The sequence below is a fragment of the Maribacter sp. HS genome (assembly GCF_048059195.1).
GTDB classification, from domain to species: Bacteria; Bacteroidota; Bacteroidia; order Flavobacteriales; family Flavobacteriaceae; genus Maribacter; species Maribacter dokdonensis.
The window spans coordinates 477,588-501,635 of the sequence record NZ_JAYLVV010000004.1; the positions used below are offsets into that span (position 1 = coordinate 477,588).

The following is a 24,048-nucleotide window of genomic DNA, read 5'->3' on the forward strand; positions in this document are numbered from 1 at the left end:
TTTAATGGAACATTTCCATTTTAAGGTTTATAAACCTTTTGGCATGTTAAGTCAATTAACTTCTGGAGAAGACCGTCAACTTCGAAAAAAACGCTTTTTAAGTGAACTTTCTGATTTTCCTGAAGGAACAATGCCTGTGGGTAGGCTTGACGAGAAGTCTGAAGGTTTGTTACTGATGACCACAGATGGAAAATGGAGTGACGACATCAATAGATCAGGAATAGAAAAACAGTATTTGGTGCAATTGGATGGTTTAGTAACAACAGACGCTATAGATAAATTATCTAAAGGTGTGGTCATTGGGTTGTTCGGTAAAAAGTATGAAACTTTACCGTGTGATGTGGATTACTTAAAAGAAGAACCAATATTACCAGAAGCAAGAGCTGCTTTGCGCATTGGTAGACATAGACCAACATCATGGATCAGTATGGTGATCAAGGAAGGTAAATACAGACAAATACGAAAAATGACAGCTGCGGTAGGTTTCCCTACGGTACGTTTGGTACGTATAAGAATAGGTGATATCTCTTTAGGTCAAATGAAACCGTCCCAAGTTTTAAAGATTACCCCTACTCTACTATCTTCTTAGGAATTCGCTTACCTGAAAAGCGAGATAGAATGGTCAAACTTTTTTTGGTGTTTATAAAGTATACTCCCGTTAATAAAACTACAGAGGCTATGGCTGATTGCAAGGTGATATTCTCGTTCAAGAAATACCAACCAAGTATCATTGCAACAATGGGGTTAACATAAGTTGATGTAGCCACCTTGTCTGGGGAAACAATTCTTAACAAGTAATTAAATGCAGTAAATGTAATAATACTACCAAAGATTATTAAAAGTAGCATGGACCAGATTACCGGAGTACTCCAGGTAAGTGGTGAAGACCATTTTTCACCCAGGAATGTACTTATAATCATTAATGAAAGACCACTAGTTAGCATTTGATACCCGGTATTTACAAAGAAATTTTTAGGTAGTACGGCCTTACCAACAAACAAACTACCGTAAGACCAGCTTAGCATACAGATAAAAATTAGTATCATTCCTAGTACAGCACCTTCTTGAGCTATGATCTCTTTTTGACCTACCAATAAGAATATACCTATAATGCCCAAAATAACACCAATGATAGACATAGGTTGTATTTTTTTACCCTGTATTATCCGCATCATTAATAATACCACCAAGGGTTGGGCAGAAACTTCTAACGCTGCAAACCCGCTATCTACGAACTTTAATGCCCATACTACTACCCCATTTCCAAAAGTTAGAAATAGAAAACCTGCTATGAAAGTATTTTTGAATTCTTGTTTGGAAATTTTTAAGGGTAAACCCAAAAATTTTGAGATGATAAAAATTAAACTACCGGCAGTAACAAATCTAATTCCTGCAAGCATAAAGGCGGGTAGTTCAGTTACGGCAATTTTATTCCATAAATAGGTAGAGCCCCAAATAAAATAAATGGCAAAAAATGACAGAATCACCAATAAGGTATTACGCTGCATTTTTGCCATTGAATGTTATTGAGAATGCTAGATTTTTTTAACACGAACGGCGTTCATGCCTTTCATGCCTTTTTCTAATTCGTAAGAAACCTTGTCGTTTTCCATGATTTCATCAACCAATCCGCTAACGTGAACAAAATATTTCTCGTTGTTTTCAGCATCGATAATGAAACCAAATCCTTTAGTGGTATCAAAGAAAGAAACTTTACCGTTTCTTACCGGATCAAATTCTTCAACATCACCTTCTTCTTTCTTTGGTATACCCAGTACAATGTCTTCCGCTTCTATTTCAACCTTCATTGCTGGATCTGGCGGAGTGTCTACCAAATTTCCATTGAAATCTACATAAGCAAGAGGAATACCCGAAGTACCATTTTCTTTTGCTGCCGCTTTACGGGCTAGCATTTTTTTCTTCTTCTCTTCACGCTTCTTTAAGCGTTTTTTTTCTTTTTCAGTTTTATTAAATGTTTGTTGCGATTTTGCCATTCGTAATTTTAATGATAATAATAGATTTTACTGTAAAGGGGTTGAAATACGTAGTGACGTTGATAACCGAAGGAAAGCTTATGGGTTAACTACGATGTCATTTGTTGTAAGGTCATTGCAGATATTAGTTGCATCCCTCTAAAGTTCTACAAAGATATGATTTGTATTTCAATTATTTAGCATTAGTGGCGCTCAAACTATCAAAGTTTTGAAAGACTTAAGATTAATTTCAATATGTAAGATACATTACTCCTATTCTTTTTCCATTTTAGAACCTTATAATTTTTAATTCTGATACACCGTTATTCTATTTCATTCAATATTTTGTTAAAATTTAATTTTTATAAAATAATATAAAATATTGTGAATCAGAATTTTAATTGATTTTCAAAAGTTTAATTTGTTAAAAATAGTACCTTTTTATGCATAGTACTGTAACAAAATATATTTATGGTCGTCTTGTAAGTATAACAGAATTATTATTCATCAATTAAAAACAATATATCATGAGAACTTTTATTAAAAATACACCAACAGAATCTAGACGAAATATTTTTTTAACCGCTTTTAGAAATAGTAAGCGCGTACAATGGGTAGCAAGTAGACAGTTTACTCATTAATATTCATCACACATCAAATCAAAAAACAATCGATCATTAATCAATCTGACTAATCACCAGATCTAAAAACGAACATCATGAGAACTTTTATCAGAAATACACCAACGGAAACAAGAAGAAACACATTCTTTTCAAGCTTTAAAGCCAGTAAAAGAGTGCAATGGGTAGCAAGTAGACAGTTTACACATTAACGTTCATCACACATCACATCAAAAAACAATCGATCATTAATCAATCTGACTAATCACCAGATTTAAAAACGAACATCATGAGAACTTTTATCAGAAATACACCAACGGAAACAAGAAGAAACACATTCTTTTCAACCTTTAAAGCCAGTAAAAGAGTGCAATGGGTAGCAAGTAGACAGTTTACTCATTAATATTCATAACACATCACATCAAAAAACAATCGATCATTAATCAATCTGACTAATCACCAGATCTAAAAACGAACATCATGAGAACTTTTATCAGAAATACACCAACGGAAACAAGGAGAAACACCTTCTTTTCAAGTTTTAAAGCCAGTAAAAGGGTACAATGGGTAGCAAGTAGGCAGTTTACACATTAATATCATCACACATCAAATTAAAAAACAATCAATCATTAATCAATCTGACTAATCACCAGATCTAAAAACGAACATCATGAGAACTTTTATCAGAAATACACCAACGGAAACAAGAAGAAACACTTTCTTTTCAAGCTTTAAAGCCAGTAAAAGAGTGCAATGGGTAGCAAGTAGACAGTTTACTCATTAATATTCATCACACATCAAATCAAAAAAACAATCGATCATTAATCAATCTGACTATTCACCAGATTTAAAAACGAACATCATGAGAACTTTTATCAGAAATACACCAACGGAAACAAGGAGAAACACATTCTTTTCAAGCTTTAAAACCAGTAAAAGAGTGCAATGGGTAGCAAGTAGACAGTTTACACATTAAGAATTTTTTGAGTTAGCTAAAAAAAAAAGGGATAAGACCTAAAAGTCTTATCCCTTTTCATTTTCATTATTTTATTTAATCCTCTAAAGTAATTTCTTCCTCTACTCCATTAGGGTATGTAAGTGTTGCAATATCATCACAAGTGCCATCACCAAAATGTACATTTACTGAGAGTCCGTTTTTAGAAACATCCATATCTCCGCTAGAAACATAAGCACAAGATAATTCACTTGTTAATGCACTGTTTACGTTTACATTATAGGTATTACCTTCAAAAACTACGGTCCAATTACCTTCAATACTATACGTACTACTATCGTTGAATGCAATAGTGGTAGATTTGGTTCCGCTGTCAGCAATTATAGAACCATCTTCCATTTCTACCGTCATATCGCTAGTAACCTCAAAAGTTATAGCGCTATCATCTGAATTTGTGCTGAACGTGAATGATCTGGTTCCATTTATTTTAATTTTTCCTACATAAAAGTCAACATAACTAGCTGTAAAAGAGCTTGTTTCTCCTTGTTGGTCATAAGTAACGTTTAAAGTGCCATTAACATTATCAGTTCCGTTCAATACACAATTATTGAATGTTGCAACATAGCCCGTGTCTGAATATACTGCACTGTAGCAATCATTATTTGAAGTTTTGCCGGTACTGCTGTCGTTAGAAGATAGCTCAAATAAAGCAAGATCAATATCACCAATAATTTCATCGGTTTCTAGAACTGCTTTAAGTTCTGTTTGGGATAGTGTTACATCCTGGGCGGTAGTGTCGTCATCACTACAGCTATATGCCATGCACAATATTCCCGTAAGTAGAATTCCTTTTTTTAAATAAGATGTTAGATTTTTCATGTTTGTTTAATTGTAGGGTTGTGTGGATAAAACGAAAAAATAGTCTGTATAGTATGGCTATGTTACACATTAGCAGCTAGTAAGTGCATTGAATGGCAATAATGAAGTTAAACATTAGTTTTAATCGTATACGATATATTATATTTGATACATGATTGTTAGAATGAATTTAAGGGACCAAGTACGAGATTATTTACTTTCCGAAATGATTACAGGTAATCTTAAGACCGGAAAAACAATCAATTTAGCAGCCTTGTCAAGACATTTAAAAGTGAGTGTAACCCCAATACGTGAAGCACTTACACAATTACAGCAGTCAAGGATAATTAAAGCTGTGCCAAATAGAGGGTTTATTATAGCTGAACTAGATGTAGAGGAAGCTGAAGATCTCTATGAATTGGTAGCCAATTTAGAGGTTATGGCTATTGAAAACTCAGAGTTTAATGAAGAGCATATTATTAAATTGAAAGCGCAACAAGAAGTTTTTGAAAATGCCACCAATGCCCTTGATAGAATTCAAGCCGATTTGGAATTTCATAGATTACTTACCAAAGGATACAAAAACGAGTTAGCGCTCAAAATACTAAATGACCTCAAAACTCGTCTTTTTTTCTATGAACATGCTTTCACCAATGACGATTTTTTTTATAATAAATCTGACAATCAGCATGAAGCCATTATTTCTGCCATTGCCGATGATAATGTGCCAACCGCCTCTCTCCTACTAAAAATGAATTGGATGCTGATTTTAAATTATATTCAAAAGAAGCTTACCGAATAATTCGCTTACTCCAAATCCTGTAAAAGCTCTTGTGCAGATCTTGTAATCTTTTTATACCCTTTGTATGCCCAATTACAGAAAAAAGCCATAGCAACTAATGTTATAGTCAAAGTAATAATTTGTTCCGTTTTTAAACTATTTAGAAAAACGTTCTTGTTGGAAATTATTTTTGAGGTTACCGGCACAATGAAAAATAAGCCAATAAAACCAACCACAATTCCGATCTGTTGCAACCTGAGCAATCTATTTTTTGTATGCACGTAAACTTTAAGATTCTCTTTGTAAGATCCATTTAGAATATCGATATTCTTGATTTTTTTAAGGGTTGATAACACTGAAACCGGCAATACAATTAAAAACAAGAGCGTAAATGCCCCACATGCCTGCAAATACCAAGTATCTAATTTGTTAAAGTTAAAGATTACAAATAATGCGATTGCGAAACATACCAATGCGCCTAAAGATTCATATTTGGTAATGGTAGTGAATTTGTTCTGATATTTCTGTTTTGTCATGTCTAATATGATTTTGTTCGTTAATTTTTTTTGTTGATCTAATTCATCGCTCATTTTTGTCCAAGCGGATTGTAGTTCTTCTAATTCCATGATTTATTTATTTGTCATGTTCGTTTTTAATTTTTTCTTTACTCGAGATATTTTTGTACCCACATTACTTGCACTCAAGCCCGTAATCTGTGCTATTTCATTATAACTTTTGCCTTCTAGCAATAGAAAAATGAGTCCCTTTTCTAATGTATTCAGGTGTTTTAGATGCTGATAAAGTAACCGTAATCGTTCTTCAAAAACTTCATTATGGGTATCAGATTCGTTAATAAAGACTTCAGCAACTGAAACGGAATCTGGTCGTCTCTTTTTCTTTTTTATAAATGTGATAGATGTATTCATTGCCACGCGATACATCCAAGTTGTTATTTTGGCATCATTACGAAACGAATCAAAATATTTCCAAAGTTGAAATACCACTTCTTGAAAAAGATCTTCTTGGTCTTCCTTATTATCAGTATAAATTGAAGTCACCTTGTACAAAAGCCCTTGATGTTCTCGTATTAAATTTGTGAAGACCGCTTCTTTCTGCATCTCTTAAAACTTATTTCCCCATTAGTATGTTGATTTTCCCATTTGTCACACTTTCAGGTAAATTCTTTTTTAAATTAGGGTAAATTAATTCTAACTCATACAACATGAGATACATATGTACGTTTTATTAAAAAAATACGTGATATGCAGTTTTTAAATCCTGAGATAGAAGCATTGACAAAAAGAAAAAGCACACAAAGCTTGGTCAAGAAACAAGTTTCATGTGGCATTTTTCAAAATGTAGATGATATTCCTGCTGTAGAAGAAACCATTGAACTCAAAAAGGTGTAGGTTTTACTCTTCGAACAAAGAAGTATCTAAACCAGGAATAAGGTTTAGAGCGTTTTGGTAGTACAATTTCCTTAACACTTCATCGGGTAAATTTAATCCGTACATTGCCCAAAAAGCATGGTATTTCTTGTAGTAGGGAAAATACTCGTCATTGCTTTCAAGCACCCTAAAATACGTCGGAAATTCTTCGGGCTTCCAACTGTCTTTTCCAAATAATACCCTGTCTTGATATTTGATAAAAAAAGCTCTTGCATGTTGTGGCTGTCTTCCTAACTCGGCAATTACAGCAGATATCCCAACATTCATGTTTGGCATTTCATCTAATAATTCACCTAGTTTTTCTAAGTTATTTGCGTGCCAACCCATGTGGGCATTAATAAATTTAGTATTAGGGTGTTTTTTAAATACATTGTGCTGTTCTTGAATAATCTGTTCAAACGGGGCGGGATCTGTTGCCGTACGTTTTCTTCTAGGATGGGTTTTTAGCTCTAGCCAACGTTCATTATCTGCATCCATATCATCCCAAAAAGATTTGGGATCAGCCGCGTGTATTAATACTGGAACGCCCATTTGGGCACATTTGGCCCAAATGGGATCTAAGCGAGGGTCATCAATGGCCAATCGGTTGCCATTGGCATCTTTATTTCTCAGTCCTAAGCTTTTAAATATTTTTAGTCCTTTAGCGCCATTCTTTATGTCTTGTTCTAATTGAGCTGCAGCTTGTTCGCCCCATGCCATATCTTTTGCTCCTTCAAAATCAACATTGGCAAATACTACAAATCTATTAGGATAGCTTTTATTGATATTATCTACTTTTTCTTTTAAACTTTTGCCCGATCTACCACTTAGGTTCACCATTATGGCTTCGTTCATGGCATCCATGTGGGTAATTAGTCCATTTAAGGCTTCTACAGACATATCTCTTTGATGGCTATGAACATCAATGAACGGGAATTTTGCTTTTGTGATCTCTGTTCCCGGTACAACTAATGTAGATGTTGGATTGTATTCTTCAAAGCCCATTTCTTGGGCAAAACTAGGTAATGAAACTACGGCCAAAATAGTTATTAAAAAAGTGCTCTTAAGTCGGGTCATTTGCTAAATATGTGTTTTTTTGGCTTCTGCCATTAACTGTTCGTATTCTCTGGTGGTATCAATATCTATTATTTGCCTTGCAGCATTTAAAGAGATGATGTTGTTGGTATGTTTATTCAAATAATCTTTTGCCCCAAAATCACCATCTAGTTGAGACAATGCCTTAAAGTGCAATGTAGGGAACAATACAGGAACACCTGCTTTTGCATTATAATCCGTAGCTATAATTTTAGAAGTGTTTTTTTCAAATTGGTCAATTAAATTGTTTAAATGTTGGTGTTCAAGTAGGGGCTGATCAGCCAAACAAATTAAAATACCGTTATATGGTTCATGCTGCTTTAGTAATGATTGAACACCGTATGCTATACTATTACCTAAACCCTTATCCCAATGGGTATTGGTGAATACATTTATATTCATTTTAGTTAATTGACAGGTAGATGCGATAAGATCCGCATTAGAACCTAGAACAACGTTAATACTTGTGGTATCAGATTTTTGAACAGTTTTTATAGTTTCAACTAGAAAATTAGAGTCTTTCCAGGGCATAAGTTGTTTAATGCCTTCCATTCTTCTTGAGGCACCTGCGGCCATAATCAATACAGCAATCTTCATAGCCATGTTAATGATGAATTTCTTTCAACTTATCTTTTAGCATCATAGGTTCGGTTTTTCTGATTACCGTTAAAATTTCCGCTAAAATCGATATTGCTATTTCCTGTGGTGTTTCGGCACCTATATTCAACCCTGCAGGACCATGAATACGTTCAACAAAACTGATGTCTATATCCATGTCATGTTCCAATAATTCCGATAATAGATTTTCTCTTCGCCTTGCCGGACCCAATACTCCCAAATACGCAGGATTACAGTTTTTTAAAGATATTAGGTATTTCAAATCTTTTACATAGCTATGGGTCATTAGTAATACGGCAGTATTGCTATCTATGATATCTACTGGAAAATCTTCTGGTTCATAGATTAATATGGAATCAATACCTGGAAAATCCTCTAAGGTTTTATCTTCTTTAGGGGTAACGGCAACACTTACCTCCCAGCCCATGCCTAAACCAAATTGGGAAAGCTGAACGGCGTCATGTTCACCACCAATTAACAAAAGTCGTTGGCAAGGAGCCATAACCTGAGAAAAATGCAGCGCTTCTGTTTGCCTTTCGGTTAGCATGTTAAAAGCATAATTAGTAGCATTTATGGTGATAAAAGTACCGAATCCTTTAAGTTCCCCATAAGTTCTTTCGTAAGATGTAACTAATTGAAATGATTTTCTATCCTTAATTACCTGGTCAAATGCATGCAAACAAGTTTCGTTTGGCTCAAATGGTTCCAATAACAAATAAAGTATTCCTTCACATCCTAATCTATACCTGCCATCATACGTCATTAGTTTTGCACAATTGTTTTTAAATACCGATTGTGCCTGAAACAACACTTCTTTCTCAACACAACCACCACTGACCGCACCGATCATAACATGGTCTTCGCGTATAAGCATACGAACACCGGGTCTACGATAAGAAGAACCGTCTAAATCTACTACTGTGGCCAAAACACATTTTAAACCAGAAGCTTTGGCTAGTCTATACTCGTTAAATATCCTTTTGAACTCGTGGGTCATTCATTGCATTTTACATCTTCTAATGTAGTGAAATTATAATTTATATTATGAAGCGTTATGTGCTTAAGCCTAACAAAATATAGGTCTTGTAGAATTTAAAGGCTTCAAGTGGGTAAGCTTTAACAATCTTTAACATTAATTTTATTATTCGCTATAATTTAAATAAACTTTGTGCGTTCTGCTAGTTGAACCCGTAATAATTGAATATGAAAAATTTTTTAAAAACCTTTAGTGTGTTTTTTATGGTTACCCTACTTGTTTCTTGTGGTAACGCAGATGATGATGTAAGCATGATTTTGAACACTGGAGACGGACTGGGAGAAGGAACGGAAGTTGATGAATGTTTAGGTTTGGAAGAAGGTGAGCTCGTATTATCCATACAAGATCAATATACCACATTGCCAGGTAAAGTGTCAGTATTTTTCAAAGTATCTGATACCAATGGAAACCCTGTACCTGGGTTAACGGCAGACCAGTTCACTATTTATGAGCAAGGTAGAAATGATGATTGTTTTAATACCATTTCAACGTCAGAATCATCGGCACGTATTTCTCCAAATTCACAAATTTTCTCGAACAATACCTTATTGGTACTTGATTTAAGTAATAGTGTATTGAGCAGTAGTCTAGAAGAGCTAAAATTAGCTTCAACTAGTTTTGTTGACGCTGTAATGCCTGCTACTACACAAGAATCTGTAAAAATGGCTATCTACTGGTTTGATGGTGAGGATGAATTACATTTATTAAATGAGCTTACTCCTTCAAAAACTGAATTGAAAGATGCTATTGAGGGTATAACAGATGATATCAGTAATGACCCTTCAACAGACTTATATGGAGCCGTTATCAAATCGACCGATATTGCATCAGATTTAGTAAAGGTTTCTACGGCCGATGGTAAAATCGGAGCTGCATCAGTTGTGATATTTACTGATGGTACCGATCAAGCATCACGTTATACGGAAAGTGCTGCCCTGAAAAAAGTTAATGAGGCAAATGCCAATATTTCCTTCTTTAGTATTGGGCTTGGTGCTGAAATTGACACTGAGGTTCTAACAGCTGTTGGTAAAACGGCTAGTGTCTTTGCTACCAACAAAGATGAGCTGGAAACAACATTTAGAGATATCTCCGAAAAGGTTTCTGAAAGAGCCAATAGTTTCTATTTATTTGAATATTGTAGTCCTAAAAGAGATGGTAGCGGTGAAAATAACTTAGCTATACAGATCAATACAGGATCTAGACAAGGAGCGGTACAAACCAAGTTTAGTGCAAACGGATTTACCGGAGGTTGCGAATAGATATAACACCTACAAAAAGTAAAAAGAAGCATGTAAATGCTTCTTTTTTTTGCTCTTAACCGAAATGAACAACATATTGATAATCATTTTGTTGTAGACGTATTTTACAGGGAAAAACGGATTGAGTTAAAAATTTAAACATCCGTAATTCTGTTTAAGCCGTATATAAAAACGATTAAACTAATATTAATTAAAAAGAACAAAATGAAAAGATTATCCTTAGTTACTATAGTATCTGTAGCGCTTTTAACTTCATGTGTTTCAAAAAAGAAATATGTTGCATTAGAAGATAACTTATCTCAAACCCAAAGTATCTTACAGAAAACACAAGTAGAAAAAGAAGAGTTGCAAGCTCAAATGACACGTATTGAAGCTCGTGTTGAAGAGTACAATAATAAAATAAACTCTTTAAAGGAAATGAACGATAGCCAGTTCACAAGTGTGGACGATGTAGCTGTAATGAGCAACAACACAAAGGCTAAAATGAGAAATACATTGAAAAATGTTGACCCTGCAAAATTAGCTGGTGCTAAAACATTACAAGATTCAATGAACTTGGCAGTTTCTTACAAATTAAAGCAGTCTATCTCTGAAGAGGGAGAAGATATTGATGTTAGTATTGATAAGACTGTGGTTATGATTAATATTTCTGATGAGTTATTGTTCAATACAGCTAGTTATAGAGTAAGTAACAAAGCTGACAATATTCTTAAAAAATTGGCGGATGTTATCAAGTCAGAGCCAAGTATGGAAGTTATGGTAGAAGGTCATACAGATTCTAGAACTATTAACACTCCTATGGTTACGGATAACTGGGATTTAAGTGTAAAGCGTGCAACTTCAATCGTACGTAAATTACAGAAAGAATATGACGTAGATCCTTCTCAATTAATTGCTTCTGGTAGAAGTAGCTACTTACCATTGGTAGAGAACGATACTAAAGAGCACATGGCTATGAACAGAAGAACTAAGATTGTTATTTTGCCAAACTTAGATAAGTTTTTTGCACTTTTAGATGCAGAAGATGCTATGTAAAGCACAAAATCTATATATGTAAAAAAGGGAAGCAAATGCTTCCCTTTTTTTATTCCATTAATGGTATGACCTTTATCTAAAAATCATACTATTGGGTACATTGATATCGGTCTTTTTTAAGTTGACCAAAAATCCATTAATGACCGCATATTCCGTAACTCCATTTTTTTCCAAAAAGAACGTAGGATTTATTCCGGGTGATAAGTTCAATTCATGAACATTGTATTTTGCACCAATCAAGTGCACTGGAAATGGCGAATTAATGCGCTTTGCAGGAAACGTTGATAAACGCACATACCCAAATCCCTGTTTTAAAATATCATTGAAATTCAAAGCTTTTACCTCTTCAAAAGAATTTAAAGTCCTTGGATATACTTTTGCTTGTTTTATGGTATACCCAGTGGCATCTAAGGTTTCATAACCATAATATGTAGAAAGATCACCTTGGTCCAATATTCTGCTACTATACCAAAATGAATTATGATCCGGGTAATCTACTTCAATTTGATTGATACCTAGGTCCAAAACGTAGGTATTACCCATTAGGTTATAACTTGCTCCTGTTATTTTAAGATCAAACAACTTTCTGTCATTTTCGGGAATTTCCTCATATTTCTCAATAGCAATGGTTTCGTAAGATTTTTTTGCGATCGTATATATGGCCGATAAAATTGAAGTGTAATTTAGCTTCCTAATTTCCTGTTTTTCAATATCATTGGGGTAACCGCCAGACTCTATTAAAATGGTACTTGTCCCCCATTTTTGAATATTATCTCCAAAAGCCCGTGGCTCAAAATCATCATTATATCTACCTACTTGTCCCGGGGCATACTTTTGAAGAATATCATTCATGAACACAATAATTTTCATGGCATCGCCACGGGTTTCATTAATATCCTTTTCATAATTATAAGCCGGTGCTAAATAAGAAATGGTAGCAGGCTTTTCTGTTCGTTCCGCATTATAGTACGTGCTTTGATCATGTAGGTTGAATCCGAAATCGGCATTTAAACTGTCCCTCACCCTTTTTAAAGTTTTAGATTCGGGCGATTGCAATCGTAGGGCATCTCTATTGATATCTATACCCAAGAGATTACGTCTTTGAAAAAGTTCTGCCCCATCTGGGTTCAGCATGGGTAAAAAATGAATGGTTAAATTAGCTAGGATCTCCTCTTTTTCTTTTTTAAAATTTGCGCTGTCAAAAAAATTCAGAATATCAAATATAGCCTGTGTCGCTGTAGGTTCGTCACCATGCATTTGAGACCAAAGAAATACATTGGTTTCCCCAGAGCCAATACTAATTAAACTTAACTTTTTTCCGCCGATCGACTTTCCTACGGTTTGAACCTTAAATTTATCGTTTGCCGTATAATTGTCTATCAATGGTTGAATATCTGCTCGTTTAATCCGTCTCTTCCCAATAGAACCTTCTTTGTAATTCTCATAGGTATCATACAATTGGGAGGTAATGTTGTCGGTTTGGCAAATGACTGAACAAGAGCATAAAAACAATGCGGCTAATAATAGGTGTTTCATTCTATAATTATATTAATTATGATTAGTAGGTAATTTTTTAAAGTTCAAATCTTTGACCGCTTTTCTAACATCGTTCATGAAGACTGTACCAGGATCGGTCTTTTTAGTTCTATATCCTTCATCTTGTTCTAACCATAGCGGATGGTTTTCAAAGAGCGTGTACTCATAATGACCAATTAGATAGTCTATGTCATATTTGTCCTTTAAGTATCTAACAAGCCAAATGTTAGACTTTAGCTGTGCTTTGGTCAAAGGCAAATCATCCGTACCACCAACATTTTCAACACCAATGGCACAATGGTTTAACCCAATTACATGGCGTGCCATGGTTGTTTCTGGCAGTAATTGATATATGGTGCCATCCCTATCTATCATAAACTGGGAAGATACATTTAAACCGCTCACATTTTTAATATCAGGTCTCCAATTGGGTAATGATACGGGATCAAAAGCTGCAAAAGATTTTTCAAATGTTGGAATAACCGTCCAATGCAATACGATCATTTTAGGGTCGATCTCAGGGGAATCTTGCTCTAATCCGTATCTGTTTTGCAAGTATTCCAAGGTTAACACCTTCCTTTCCTCATTAAAAGTAATTGGTCGTTCTACAATAGTTTTAGATGAAGAACATGAAAATAAACCTATTAAAACGATGTAAAAAAGATACTTTTTCATTTAATGATGCTTTCCGTGCTGTCCTTTTCAACAGCGTATGATATAGTAATTTTTCTTCTTCCCCACTCCTTGGCATTTTCAATATTTTCACCCATATAAATATCTATACGGTTACGCCATCTAGAATGCATTTTATCTTTTACAATATAAATGCCTTCAAAGGTATCTATCTTTACCAGAGTATTATAAGAAAGCCCTTTTTTTAAAAGATCTCTAGAGACGGCTATCCATTTTTTTCCTGGTTTTATGGAGTCGCCCCATGCCGTAATTGCAGGGTGTTCGTATGATGTTTGGTTGGGTATTGAATTATAGGCCGTTGCCGTAACTTCTATAGGCACCCAATCGTATTTATCTATTACCACTTCTTCTTGGCAACTTAGCACCAAAATGGCAAAAAATAAAACGACCCCTCTTTTCAACATAGTTACTAATGTAGCTTATTTTTTAAAATTAGTAGATCCGTATAACTTTCTTTCCATGCTTCTTCTAAGTGTTCCGGGGCTGGTGTAAATGAAAAACTAAGGGCACTAAGTACGATGTCAATATCTCCATCATCATCAATATCTTCGGCATCCATTAAAAACCACCTTCCTAATTTGGTGTCGGTTAAATGCTCTTGGGAAAACGTATAGGAAGTACTTTCCTTATTTTCCAGATATATGAAATTATAATCAGGGTGATTATCAAAATCGGGGAAAGTAGCCAACAAAGCAAAATCAATGTCCCCGTCTTGATCAAAATCATTGGCAATAACCCTTGTAGCACCGTTTAATGGATGAAAATATGATTCTTTAAAGTTGTTCTGCCCATCATTTATATGAATTCGCATTCCGTGATATGGTTTGTTTACAAAAGATTTGTCTGCATTGTCTCCATTTACGGTGATGATATCCTCAAATCCGTCTTTATTATAATCAATAAGCTCAATCCAGCTAGATCCATAGACCGGACTAAACCGTAGTACCTTTTCAGCTTCGAATTTTAAATTTTCTTGTTGGTATAATATATAGACCGATTCATCACCTTGTGCAAACAACACTACCAAATCCTCTTTACCATCGTTGTTCATATCTTTAGGTATTACCCTTAACGCACCTGGCAAAGCTAGTAGCACTTGTTCTTCGTAAAACCCGAAATCATTTTTCTTTAATAAGGTTAATTTTCCTTTTAAGTCTCCAAACTCGCTAATAACAATTTCCTCACTACCATTTTTATCAAGGTCTAAAAATAGCGTGTGTACCGGTCTATGGAGAGAATCCTGTAATACCGCTGTTTCATTTCCTTTTCTTAAAACAGCTGCGCCACGTGGTATTTCATTGGGGTCCATTTTCCCCATACTAGTGACATACACACTATCGTTTAAAATTCTGGCATTGATTATTGCGGAGTCGAAATCTCCTAAAAGCTCAAAGGTCTTGGTATTTAAATCATATGTATTTAATTCTCCTTGACGGCTACCTGTAATTATTCTGTTTTTTTCACTATCGATATCCAAATATGTAATCATACTGCCCTTTACGCTATCTAAACTTATAGGGAAAGCCGTGAATGTATCTAGTGGTGTACTTTCAGTTTTATGAACATTACTTAGAAGACTATCTGGAGCCAATTCAATTATATATTCCTTTAGTAGTTTCCAGTCTTCTAACGGAATTAAAGGTTTTGAAGGGTAAACGCCAGTTTTGATTACAGCAATTTGTTCATGAAAAGGCAGCTTGTAATAAGGGTGTTTTCCTTTGGTAAATATGCCCATTCTGGCTCCCATTTCGGGTAACACTTCATTTTTCCAGATATCTTTAGGTAAAGATTGTATATCTGGAGCAATATGACAACTAGCACAGTAACCAGTAAAAAGGGCTTCCTCCCTAGAAGGTTTCTCTGTATTGCATGAAATAAAGACCATAAATACAATACAGTAAAAACATAATTTTAAATTCATCAATTATAATGATTTCGTATAGTGACTTCAATAGAATATGGAAGATACCTATACCCTTAAAACCTTGCAATATACATGAATGCTTTTCTTTAAATTTGTTGATATGAAAAAAGAAAAAAAACCGGATAATGTCGTCTTTGATGAAGATGCTCAAGAATATCATGGAAAACTACTGCCATTTGCAAGTGGTGTAGCGGCCCCAAGAATTACACCACCCGATGTTACTTCATGGAAAAACACCCATATTGTAGGTGCTAATAACCAGTTTAAAGCACAGTATGAAGCTTTGCAGAAGGCTTATGATAAATTAATGACCGATTTTGAATATAACAATTTGGTCTACAATGCTAAGTTTAGTTTTGAACCCATTGTAGGTAAGGAGTATCATTTGTACCGTGCTAAAGACCAGAGTACCTTTCTATCATTGATTTTGCCCCAAGAATGCAATTTTGACTATTTAGGAAGTTTTAGGTTATCTGCAGATAAAACTTGGCAAAAATTGTAAGTTGCCATTTAAGAATTCTGATTTTCAATCAGATAAAAACCATCAAACAATAATGAGAAAGTTAAAATTACTTTTAGGAATTGCCTTGGTAGGCATTATTGCCGCTATTTATTTTAATTACCCAAAGCTGAACCTCATTTCCGGTTACGCATCAAAAAGTATGGCATCCAGTGTATTTATTGCGGATAGAGAACCCGTGGATGTAATTTTAAACGATCACGAAATGCCTTTAATCAAGTTATCTGATTGTGAGGTTTCCACTGAGGATAATTCCGCTACGGCAAGTGTTTATGGACTTATGCCAAGAAAAGCGGTTTTCAAGGAGGGGTTAGGTGCCGTCTTGACCAATGACGAATATGAGAAGCATAATTTTGATATCATCCCCAACAGGTTTTTCGTAAAAGATACACTACCGTTTCCTTTTGGTAACAACGGTGTAAAAGATACCATTTTAGCGAATGTTGATTATGATAAATTAGAGGTCGCATTTGAAAATGCTTTTAAAGATCCTGAACAGAGAACAAGGTCTCTATTGGTGGTTCATAAAAACCAAATCATAGGTGAACGCTATATTAGAGGATTTACGGAGGATACCAAAATATTGGGGTGGTCTATGACTAAAAGTTTATTAGCTACACTTTATGGTATTTTAGAATATCAAGGGGAAATGAAGATGGATTATAAACCATTTGGCAATGAGATACGTATGAAAAATCTGAAAAGTAATATTACTATAGATCATTTATTACGCATGCAGAGTGGTTTGGCTTGGGAAGAAAATTATTTTAAAATATCAGACGTTACCCGCATGCTTTTTTTAGATTCGGATATGACTTTGGCGCAGCGTAATAAAAACGTAATCGCGGACCCGACCGAAATTTGGAACTACTCTTCCGGTACCACCAATCTTTTGTCAGGGATATTGCGCGAACAATTTGAAACCCACCAAGAATATCTAGATTTTCCTTATCAAGAATTGATCGATAAAATTGGTATGAATTCAATGTTGTTAGAGACGGATTTAATGGGTAATTACATACTATCATCCTATGCTTGGGCTACTACCAGAGATTGGGCTAAGTTTGGGCTACTATATTTAAATAAAGGGGATTGGAACGGGGAACGTATTTTCTCGGAAACTTGGGTGGATTATGTTTCTACCCCTACCGTAAATTCTGATGGAGTCTACGGTGCACATTTTTGGTTGAATGCAAATGGAAAATATCCAGATATATCAAAAGACCTGTATTCCGTAAACGGATTTCAAGGTCAACGCATATTCATAATACCCTCTAAAGATTTAGTTGTGGTACGTACCGGACTGGAAGAGCAATCTGACGAACAGTTCAATACATTGTTAAAGGAAATCATAAGGTCTATTCAATAATACACTTTAGCTTTAAATAATTTAAGCAACACCACAATTCTCAAGAAACACACAACAGATTGCTCTTACATGACAACAATAGTTTCTACGAACTGAAGAACATATATATCTTTACAGTGTTGTTAAAAACGAAATAAATTTTTTCATTTTCATATAGTGTTCTCGTAAAAGAGTCTGATCTTCAAAGGGTTGGACTCTTTTTAGTTTAGGGTGGTTTTTGTTTTAAGTGTTCAGAAAAAAGTATTAAGTAAAAAGTACTGAGTATTAAGTACTGCTTTATGATAGCTAAACGCTTCGCGTTTGAACAACCACTTTTAGCTTTTAGCATAAAAAAGTTCATTTTTCCAAAAGAAAAAATGAACTTTTTTAAAACAACCATCAACGGACAACCATCAACGGACAACCATCAACGGACAACCATCAACGAACAACCATCAACGGACAACCAACCTACGGTAGCCAATTGTCCTTGCCAAAATCAGGTTTACGCTTTTCTAGAAATGCATTTCTACCTTCTTTTGCTTCTTCGGTCATATAAGCCAATCTTGTTGCTTCACCGGCAAATACTTGCTGACCTACCATACCGTCATCGGTTAGGTTCATGGAGAACTTAAGCATTTTAATAGAAGTTGGAGATTTCTCCAAAACTTCTTGTGCCCATTGAAAAGCAGTATCCTCTAACTCATCATGGGGTATAACGGCATTGACCATACCCATGTCAAACGCATCTTGTGCGGAATAGTTTCTACCTAAAAAGAAAATTTCACGTGCTTTTTTCTGTCCCACCATTTTTGCCAAATATGCAGAACCGTATCCACCATCAAAGCTGGTAACATCAGCATCGGTTTGTTTAAAAATAGCATGTTCCTTACTGGCCAAGGTCATATCACAAACTACGTGAAGGCTATGTCCGCCACCTACGGCCCAACCCGGTACAACACAGATCACCACTTTGGGCATAAAACGAATCATTCGTTGTACTTCAAGAATATTCAAACGGTGCTGTCCATCTTGCCCAACATATCCTTTCTCTCCCCTAGCCTTTTGGTCGCCACCGCTACAAAAAGACCATATTCCGTCTTTAGTTGAAGGACCTTCCGCAGAAAGTAGCACCACTCCTATAGAAGTATCTTCCTGTGCATCATAAAATGCTTTTATAAGTTCACTTGTGGTATGTGGTCTAAAGGCATTGCGCACATTAGGCCTATTGAAAGCAATACGTGCTACGCCGTCACATTTTTTATAAGTAATATCATCAAATTCTATGGCAGTTTTCCAATCGGGTGATTTCATAATTTCTAACAGTTCTATTATCGCATAAAGATAAGGTTTCAGAATATACTCGTCCAAATCTGTATGATCACATACCCCTTTAAAAAATGAGTTTAACTCAAACGAGTTATTTATCAATTTGTTTGAAACACTGATATTGACCCATATCGGCTAAGTTTACATCGAATTAAATAGATCGTTTCATGAAACAATCCCTTTTTACATTTATAAAATCGCTACGAGAATTTTTAGAAAATAAGCTTAACCAGTACAATACAACGTTACCTTATGTGATAACTGTAATTATTGCCCTTGTTATAGTCGTTGGCGGCATAAATCTATTTGTAGAATTAACAGAGACATTAAAGACCGAAATGCTTGCCAATTATGATACTGCAATAACCGATTACATTGTTTCTAGACGTACACCTAGCTTAACCAACTACTTTAAATTTATGACCAATGTTGGCGATACTTATGGTTATTTAATTGTATTATCCATTTTTTTGTTAGTCTCCCTTTTGGTCTTTAAACGTTGGAAATATATTGTACAGGCAACTTTGGTGTTAGCATTGGCAACAGTTTCAAATATGATGTTAAAACGATTTATTGATAGAGCTAGACCAGGAATAGAACATTTGGTCTCTGTGGAAACCTTAAGTTATCCTAGCGGACATGCCATGAGTGCAATGGCTTTCTATGGCTTTCTCATTTTTTTGGTGATCAAATTCGACATTCAAAAAGTGTTTAAATACTTATTGGTGATAGTATTATTAACGGTAATTTTAAGTATTGGTATTAGTCGAATTTATTTAGGGGTGCACTTTCCATCCGATATTGCGGGCGGATTCATTGCTGGTTTTATCTGGGTTGTTTTCTGTGTTTTGGTATTTGATCTAATTCAATTATTTAAACGCGACCCCAAAACTTAAGTAAAGATCAACTTTAATAAAAAAATAACGTAGCTGAAGTACTATTGAAAAAACGGTATCTGTATTTTAGTTACACTAAAAACTTCACAAATTATAGACATTGAACATCATGAAATCATCTTCAAAAATTGCCTTGGTTACAGGTGGTAGCCGTGGAATAGGTAAGAATATTGCATTAAAGATCGCTGAAAAAGGATTAGATATAATTTTGACCTACCACTCCAAAAAAGAGGCTGCTGAACAAGTGGTCAAACAAATTGAAGAACTGGGGCAAAAAGCTGTTGCATTTCAATTAGATACAAGCGATACGTCAAATTTCTCTAGTTTTTTTAAGAGAATTAGCATGTATTTGAATGAAAATTATCGCGTAGCTAAATTTGATTATTTGATAAATAATGCCGGAACGGGAATTTACAAGCCTTTTTTAGAAACCACCGAAGCCGATTTTGATGATATGATGAACATTCACTTAAAAGGCGTTTATTTTCTAACCCAACATGCCGTAGACCAATTAAATGATGGTGGCGGTATTATAAATATATCCTCTGGGTTGGTACGTGTTACCATACCGGGTTCTTCTGCGTATGCAAGTATGAAAGGTGGTATTGATGTATTTACAAGGTTTTTGGCAAAAGAGTTGAGTTCAAAAAAAATAAGGGCAAATGTAGTGGCTCCTGGTGCCGTTGGTACAGACTTTGGTGGTGGCGCAAATAAAGATAATGAGGAAAGACGTCAGAAAATTAGTAGTAATACGGCTTTAGGTCGCGTTGGTGAACCCGAAGACATAGGAGGTGTTGTAGCCTTCTTGTGTACAGAAGATGCAGGTTGGATCAACGGTCAACGTATTGAAGCGACCGGAGGATTGATGTTATAAGCAATGTTGATTCTTAGGTAGATACCTAGCGAATAGTCTAGTTTTCATTTTAATTATCATTAAATTTAAATGCTAAATCATTTTAAACTTATTTAATTATTATGAAAAAAATTACGCTACTTATCGCCTGCCTAAGCCTAGTTACTTCAGTTAGTTTTGCCCAAAGTTTTAGGGGCTTAGATAAAAGTCCGTTAGACAGGGCGTATTTACCTGATCATTTTGCCCATGATATAAAATTTGCTCCAGAGCGAAATTTACCTGACAGCCCTATTCTAAAAATAGATTATAGTAGACCCCAAAAGAAAGGTCGCCAAGTTTTTGGTGGTATGGTCAACTACAATGAAATATGGCGACTTGGTGCTAATGAGGCAACTGAGATAAAGGTTTATCAAGACGTTAAAATAGATGGTAAATTACTTAGGGAAGGAACGTATACTATGTATGCTATACCTACCGAAGAGATATGGACCATTATATTTAACAGCGATGTTGATCAATGGGGACACTATAGCTATGATGATAAAAATGATGTTTTAAGAGTTGATGCACATGTCTTACAGAACGATCAACCCGTAGAAGAATTTTCCATTCAATTTGAAGACTCAGAACAAGGTGTTGCTCTAATGTATATTGCTTGGGATATGAACAGGGTTGAGATACCTATTGGTTATTAATAATCTATAGTATTAGATTTGAAAACCATACCCGACATATCATTTCAAGATGCCGATAATAAGCATAGTTTTGAGTGTTTAAATCTGACCAAGTTTTTTGCTAGAATCCCTGAAATAACAGATCATAACCCTACCCAACCACACAGAATTCATTTTTTTGCATTATTGATCGTTACAGATGGCAATGGCACACATCAAGTAGATTTAAAAGATTATACCGTACAAAAAGGCTCGGTACTAAAATTGGCAAAAGGTCAAGTTCATGCTTTTCAGAAGAATGCCGCTTACAAAGGGTTTTTGGTGTTGTTTACAGAAAATTTTGTGATGAACCACTTCTCAAAATCCTCGATCAATATGATTTCGCATCTGTATAATTATCACATCACATCCCCTATTTCAGAAAATGAAGAGATAAATCATTCCTTTATACAGGAATTAAATGAAGAGCTTAGGAATTCAAATGATTATGCTAGAAATAATATAGTGGCCTCTTTGATCAATCTTTATTTATTGAGACTTGAACGAGAATTTGATCAGCAATTACCCTATAATAATGCAAAGAACTACACCATTTTCATCGCATTTAAAAACTTAGTAGAACAAAATTATGCTACTACAAGGAATGTGAAAGACTATGCCGAAATGCTTACCATTACTACCAAACACCTAAATGAAATAGTTAAGGAATTTACCTTGGACACAGCTAAAACCTTTATTGACGGTTACGTAATTCTTGAAGCAAAAAGATCAATTGTCAGTACAGATAACGGCTTTAAAGAAATAGCGTACGAAATTGGCTTTGATGAGCTTACCAATTTTACCAAATTTTTTAAAAAAAATACTGGTGTTTCTCCTAAAACATTCAGAAACAGTCTAATATAATTACTCACATTTACCATTCTTAGCCTCATTTTGATAATAGAATACCACTATTGCCATTTTAGTTTTGCAGTGTAGAATTACACTTAAAATCAACTAAAATGAAAATTATGAAATCAAAATTATTCGCAATTAGTCTGTTTACGATGGCAATAGCCAGCTGTAACAGCCCAGAAAAAAAAGTTGAGACTGTTTTAGAAGTAACTAGTTTCAATATCAAGACAACCGTAAGTGAATTGGAATTTAACAAATTAGATGCTGAAGTAGAAGAAACTTTTACAAGTAAGCAACCTGGTTTTATTAGACGTCAAAGCGGTGTTGACGAACAAGGTAGATATGTGGTATTGGTATATTGGAAATCAGTTGCCGATGCAGAAGCTTCAATGAATAAATTTATGTCAGATGAGTCTGTTGCCAGTTATGCAGGTATGATTGATGGTTCTTCAATGAAGATGTCCCGTTTTACAATAACCGATGAATTTACGGCTACGAATAGCACATTTACAGAAGTAATGACCTTTAAATTAAAGGAAGGTGCCAATGTTGAAGCTTTTAATACGGTAAACGACCGGGTTGGACCAGAATTCAGTGAAAAACAAACCGGATTTTTACAACGAATTACTGGGTTTAATAAAAAAGGAGAACAAGTTGCTGTTGCGTATTGGGATACAAAAGCGCATTCAGATGCAGTAATCAATGATTTTATGAATGCCGCGGTTGCTAAAGAATTCATGGGGATGATGGATCAGTCTACCATAGATATGATCAGATTTCAATCACTAACCTCTTTAAAGAATGTAAAATTATCTAATAAAAACAAAGTTATTGCGTTATTGAACAGCTTTAATACAGGTGACCAAACACCTATTTCCTACATTAATCCCAATACGTACATTCAGCACAATTTAGAGGTGGCAGATGGCTTACAAGGTTTTAGTGAAGTAATGCAACATGCCCCGGAAGGAGGCTTTAAAGCAAATGTGCTACGTGCTTTTCAAGATGGGGATTTTGTGTTTACGCATACTGAATATGACTTTTTTGGACCAAAAGCAGGATTTGATATTTTCCGTTTTGAAGATGGAATGATCATTGAGCATTGGGACAACCTATTACCTGTTCAAAAGCCGAATCCAAGTGGCAGAACTCAATTTGACGGTGCCACTACTCTGACCGATCTAGATAAGACAGAAGCAAATAAAGCTGTAGTCAAAGGTTTTATAGAAAATGTGCTTTTAAATCATGAAATGGATAAGGTGACCAACTACATCAACACAACAACGTACATTCAACATAATCCCGCTGTGGCAGATGGCTTGGATGGTTTTGGGGCAGCAATGAAATATTTTGCGGATAACGGTCTGGTAATGCAGTATGATGAACTACATATGGTTTTGGGTCAGGGCAACTATGTGCTGAGCGTTAGCGAAGGTAAATTCGGTAAAGGCGACCATACCGCTTATTATGATCTATTCAGATTGGAAAATGGTTTAATTGTAGAACACTGGGATGTTATTGCTACTATACCTGCAAAATCCGAATGGAAAAACGAGAACGGAAAATTCTAATTCCCTCTAGAGAGTAAAACACCTCAGGGCAAGCCCATGAGGCATTCAAAAGAAACTAACTTCTATATTAAAGGCAAGCCTCAGGGCATTATACCCTTTGGCAGTGCCCATAAAATTTATAGAAAAGGAATAGCCGTTAACACGGTTGTTCCT

25 protein-coding genes are annotated in these 24,048 nt (G+C 35.0%); 12 read left to right on the forward strand and 13 right to left on the reverse strand.

Going from position 1 to position 24,048, the window contains the following annotated elements:
• Positions 1–4 precede the first annotated feature (4 nt).
• Positions 5–589 (forward strand): pseudouridine synthase, encoded by a 585-nt coding sequence (locus VBZ51_RS11625; RefSeq protein WP_416577029.1) that lies wholly within the window; start codon positions 5–7, stop codon positions 587–589.
• Here the strand turns inward: VBZ51_RS11625 and VBZ51_RS11630 are convergent.
• From VBZ51_RS11630 to VBZ51_RS11640, 3 genes are all read right to left on the reverse strand, one after another.
• A complete protein-coding gene (locus VBZ51_RS11630; protein WP_210707056.1) occupies positions 570–1,517 on the reverse strand; it encodes an EamA family transporter in 948 nt (315 codons plus the stop codon). The two genes, VBZ51_RS11625 and VBZ51_RS11630, sit on opposite strands and share 20 nt — an antisense overlap.
• Before the next feature lie 18 nt (positions 1,518–1,535).
• A complete protein-coding gene (locus tag VBZ51_RS11635; RefSeq protein ID WP_416577030.1) occupies positions 1,536–1,994 on the reverse strand; it encodes a cold-shock protein in 459 nt (152 codons plus the stop codon).
• Between the two features lie 1,650 nt (positions 1,995–3,644).
• Entirely contained in the window at positions 3,645–4,427 is a 783-nt protein-coding gene (locus VBZ51_RS11640) for a hypothetical protein (RefSeq protein WP_416577031.1), read from the reverse strand.
• 151 nt (positions 4,428–4,578) lie between these two features.
• On the opposite strand from VBZ51_RS11640, the gene VBZ51_RS11645 reads away from it, so the two are divergent.
• Positions 4,579–5,208 (forward strand): GntR family transcriptional regulator, encoded by a 630-nt coding sequence (locus VBZ51_RS11645; RefSeq protein ID WP_058102715.1) that lies wholly within the window; start codon positions 4,579–4,581, stop codon positions 5,206–5,208.
• A 5-nt stretch (positions 5,209–5,213) separates the two neighbouring features.
• Here VBZ51_RS11645 and VBZ51_RS11650 read toward each other — a convergent pair whose 3' ends face one another.
• Positions 5,214–5,813 (reverse strand): hypothetical protein, encoded by a 600-nt coding sequence (locus tag VBZ51_RS11650; RefSeq protein ID WP_210707054.1) that lies wholly within the window; start codon positions 5,811–5,813, stop codon positions 5,214–5,216.
• 3 nt (positions 5,814–5,816) lie between these two features.
• On the reverse strand, positions 5,817–6,305 hold the full coding sequence (locus VBZ51_RS11655; RefSeq protein WP_058102713.1) for an RNA polymerase sigma factor: 489 nt from the start codon (positions 6,303–6,305) through the stop codon (positions 5,817–5,819).
• Positions 6,306–6,449: 144 nt separating this feature from the next.
• Here VBZ51_RS11655 and VBZ51_RS11660 point away from each other — a divergent pair, with 144 nt between their 5' ends.
• Positions 6,450–6,596 (forward strand): hypothetical protein, encoded by a 147-nt coding sequence (locus VBZ51_RS11660; protein ID WP_416577032.1) that lies wholly within the window; start codon positions 6,450–6,452, stop codon positions 6,594–6,596.
• Between the two features lie 3 nt (positions 6,597–6,599).
• Here VBZ51_RS11660 and VBZ51_RS11665 read toward each other — a convergent pair whose 3' ends face one another.
• The 3 genes from VBZ51_RS11665 to VBZ51_RS11675 are packed head-to-tail and all read right to left on the reverse strand — an operon-like array spanning position 6,600 to position 9,324.
• Positions 6,600–7,691, reverse strand: coding sequence for an amidohydrolase family protein (locus tag VBZ51_RS11665; RefSeq protein ID WP_416577033.1), 1,092 nt, complete (start codon positions 7,689–7,691; stop codon positions 6,600–6,602).
• A gap of 3 nt (positions 7,692–7,694) precedes the next feature.
• Positions 7,695–8,306, reverse strand: a complete 612-nt coding sequence (locus VBZ51_RS11670) for a nucleotidyltransferase family protein (protein ID WP_416577034.1) — start codon at positions 8,304–8,306, stop codon at positions 7,695–7,697.
• Positions 8,307–8,313: 7 nt separating this feature from the next.
• Positions 8,314–9,324, reverse strand: a complete 1,011-nt coding sequence (locus tag VBZ51_RS11675) for an XdhC family protein (RefSeq protein ID WP_416577035.1) — start codon at positions 9,322–9,324, stop codon at positions 8,314–8,316.
• A 206-nt stretch (positions 9,325–9,530) separates the two neighbouring features.
• Between VBZ51_RS11675 and VBZ51_RS11680 the strand changes: the two genes are divergently transcribed.
• Together VBZ51_RS11680 and VBZ51_RS11685 are read left to right on the forward strand one after the other, a co-directional pair.
• Positions 9,531–10,622: a vWA domain-containing protein gene (locus tag VBZ51_RS11680; RefSeq protein ID WP_058102709.1), complete on the forward strand. Its 1,092-nt coding sequence runs from the start codon at positions 9,531–9,533 to the stop codon at positions 10,620–10,622.
• Positions 10,623–10,826: 204 nt separating this feature from the next.
• Positions 10,827–11,657, forward strand: coding sequence for an OmpA family protein (locus tag VBZ51_RS11685; protein ID WP_416577036.1), 831 nt, complete (start codon positions 10,827–10,829; stop codon positions 11,655–11,657).
• A 72-nt stretch (positions 11,658–11,729) separates the two neighbouring features.
• On the opposite strand, the gene VBZ51_RS11690 is transcribed toward VBZ51_RS11685, so the two are convergent.
• Genes VBZ51_RS11690 through VBZ51_RS11705 form a run of 4 tightly spaced genes read right to left on the reverse strand, consistent with a single transcriptional unit; the run spans position 11,730 to position 15,807 of the window.
• Positions 11,730–13,193: a M14 metallopeptidase family protein gene (locus tag VBZ51_RS11690; RefSeq protein ID WP_416577037.1), complete on the reverse strand. Its 1,464-nt coding sequence runs from the start codon at positions 13,191–13,193 to the stop codon at positions 11,730–11,732.
• Positions 13,194–13,205: 12 nt separating this feature from the next.
• Complete coding sequence (locus tag VBZ51_RS11695) at positions 13,206–13,868, reverse strand: peptidoglycan recognition family protein (RefSeq protein ID WP_348427484.1); 663 nt, start codon at positions 13,866–13,868, stop codon at positions 13,206–13,208.
• Positions 13,865–14,290 (reverse strand): 3D domain-containing protein, encoded by a 426-nt coding sequence (locus tag VBZ51_RS11700; RefSeq protein ID WP_416577038.1) that lies wholly within the window; start codon positions 14,288–14,290, stop codon positions 13,865–13,867. Before VBZ51_RS11700 ends, VBZ51_RS11695 begins: the two co-directional genes overlap by 4 nt.
• Positions 14,291–14,295: 5 nt before the next feature.
• On the reverse strand, positions 14,296–15,807 hold the full coding sequence (locus tag VBZ51_RS11705) for an FG-GAP repeat domain-containing protein (protein ID WP_416577039.1): 1,512 nt from the start codon (positions 15,805–15,807) through the stop codon (positions 14,296–14,298).
• A 103-nt stretch (positions 15,808–15,910) separates the two neighbouring features.
• On the opposite strand from VBZ51_RS11705, the gene VBZ51_RS11710 reads away from it, so the two are divergent.
• Together VBZ51_RS11710 and VBZ51_RS11715 are read left to right on the forward strand one after the other, a co-directional pair.
• Positions 15,911–16,312, forward strand: a complete 402-nt coding sequence (locus VBZ51_RS11710; protein ID WP_074674792.1) for a DUF2452 domain-containing protein — start codon at positions 15,911–15,913, stop codon at positions 16,310–16,312.
• Positions 16,313–16,364: 52 nt separating this feature from the next.
• Positions 16,365–17,699 (forward strand): serine hydrolase domain-containing protein, encoded by a 1,335-nt coding sequence (locus VBZ51_RS11715; RefSeq protein WP_416577040.1) that lies wholly within the window; start codon positions 16,365–16,367, stop codon positions 17,697–17,699.
• 450 nt (positions 17,700–18,149) lie between these two features.
• Here VBZ51_RS11715 and VBZ51_RS11720 read toward each other — a convergent pair whose 3' ends face one another.
• Positions 18,150–18,992 (reverse strand): 1,4-dihydroxy-2-naphthoyl-CoA synthase, encoded by an 843-nt coding sequence (locus VBZ51_RS11720; protein WP_058102702.1) that lies wholly within the window; start codon positions 18,990–18,992, stop codon positions 18,150–18,152.
• 182 nt (positions 18,993–19,174) lie between these two features.
• Here VBZ51_RS11720 and VBZ51_RS11725 point away from each other — a divergent pair, with 182 nt between their 5' ends.
• From VBZ51_RS11725 to VBZ51_RS11745, 5 genes are all read left to right on the forward strand, one after another.
• Positions 19,175–19,903, forward strand: coding sequence for a phosphatase PAP2 family protein (locus tag VBZ51_RS11725; RefSeq protein WP_348101403.1), 729 nt, complete (start codon positions 19,175–19,177; stop codon positions 19,901–19,903).
• A gap of 109 nt (positions 19,904–20,012) precedes the next feature.
• The gene (locus VBZ51_RS11730; RefSeq protein ID WP_416577041.1) at positions 20,013–20,777 is read left to right on the forward strand and encodes an SDR family NAD(P)-dependent oxidoreductase; all 765 of its coding nucleotides are present in this window, start codon (positions 20,013–20,015) and stop codon (positions 20,775–20,777) included.
• Between the two features lie 101 nt (positions 20,778–20,878).
• Positions 20,879–21,451, forward strand: a complete 573-nt coding sequence (locus VBZ51_RS11735; RefSeq protein ID WP_416577042.1) for a DUF2911 domain-containing protein — start codon at positions 20,879–20,881, stop codon at positions 21,449–21,451.
• An 18-nt stretch (positions 21,452–21,469) separates the two neighbouring features.
• The gene (locus VBZ51_RS11740; RefSeq protein WP_416577043.1) at positions 21,470–22,333 is read left to right on the forward strand and encodes a helix-turn-helix domain-containing protein; all 864 of its coding nucleotides are present in this window, start codon (positions 21,470–21,472) and stop codon (positions 22,331–22,333) included.
• A 107-nt stretch (positions 22,334–22,440) separates the two neighbouring features.
• Entirely contained in the window at positions 22,441–23,895 is a 1,455-nt protein-coding gene (locus VBZ51_RS11745; protein WP_416577044.1) for a hypothetical protein, read from the forward strand.
• Positions 23,896–24,048: the final 153 nt, after the last annotated feature.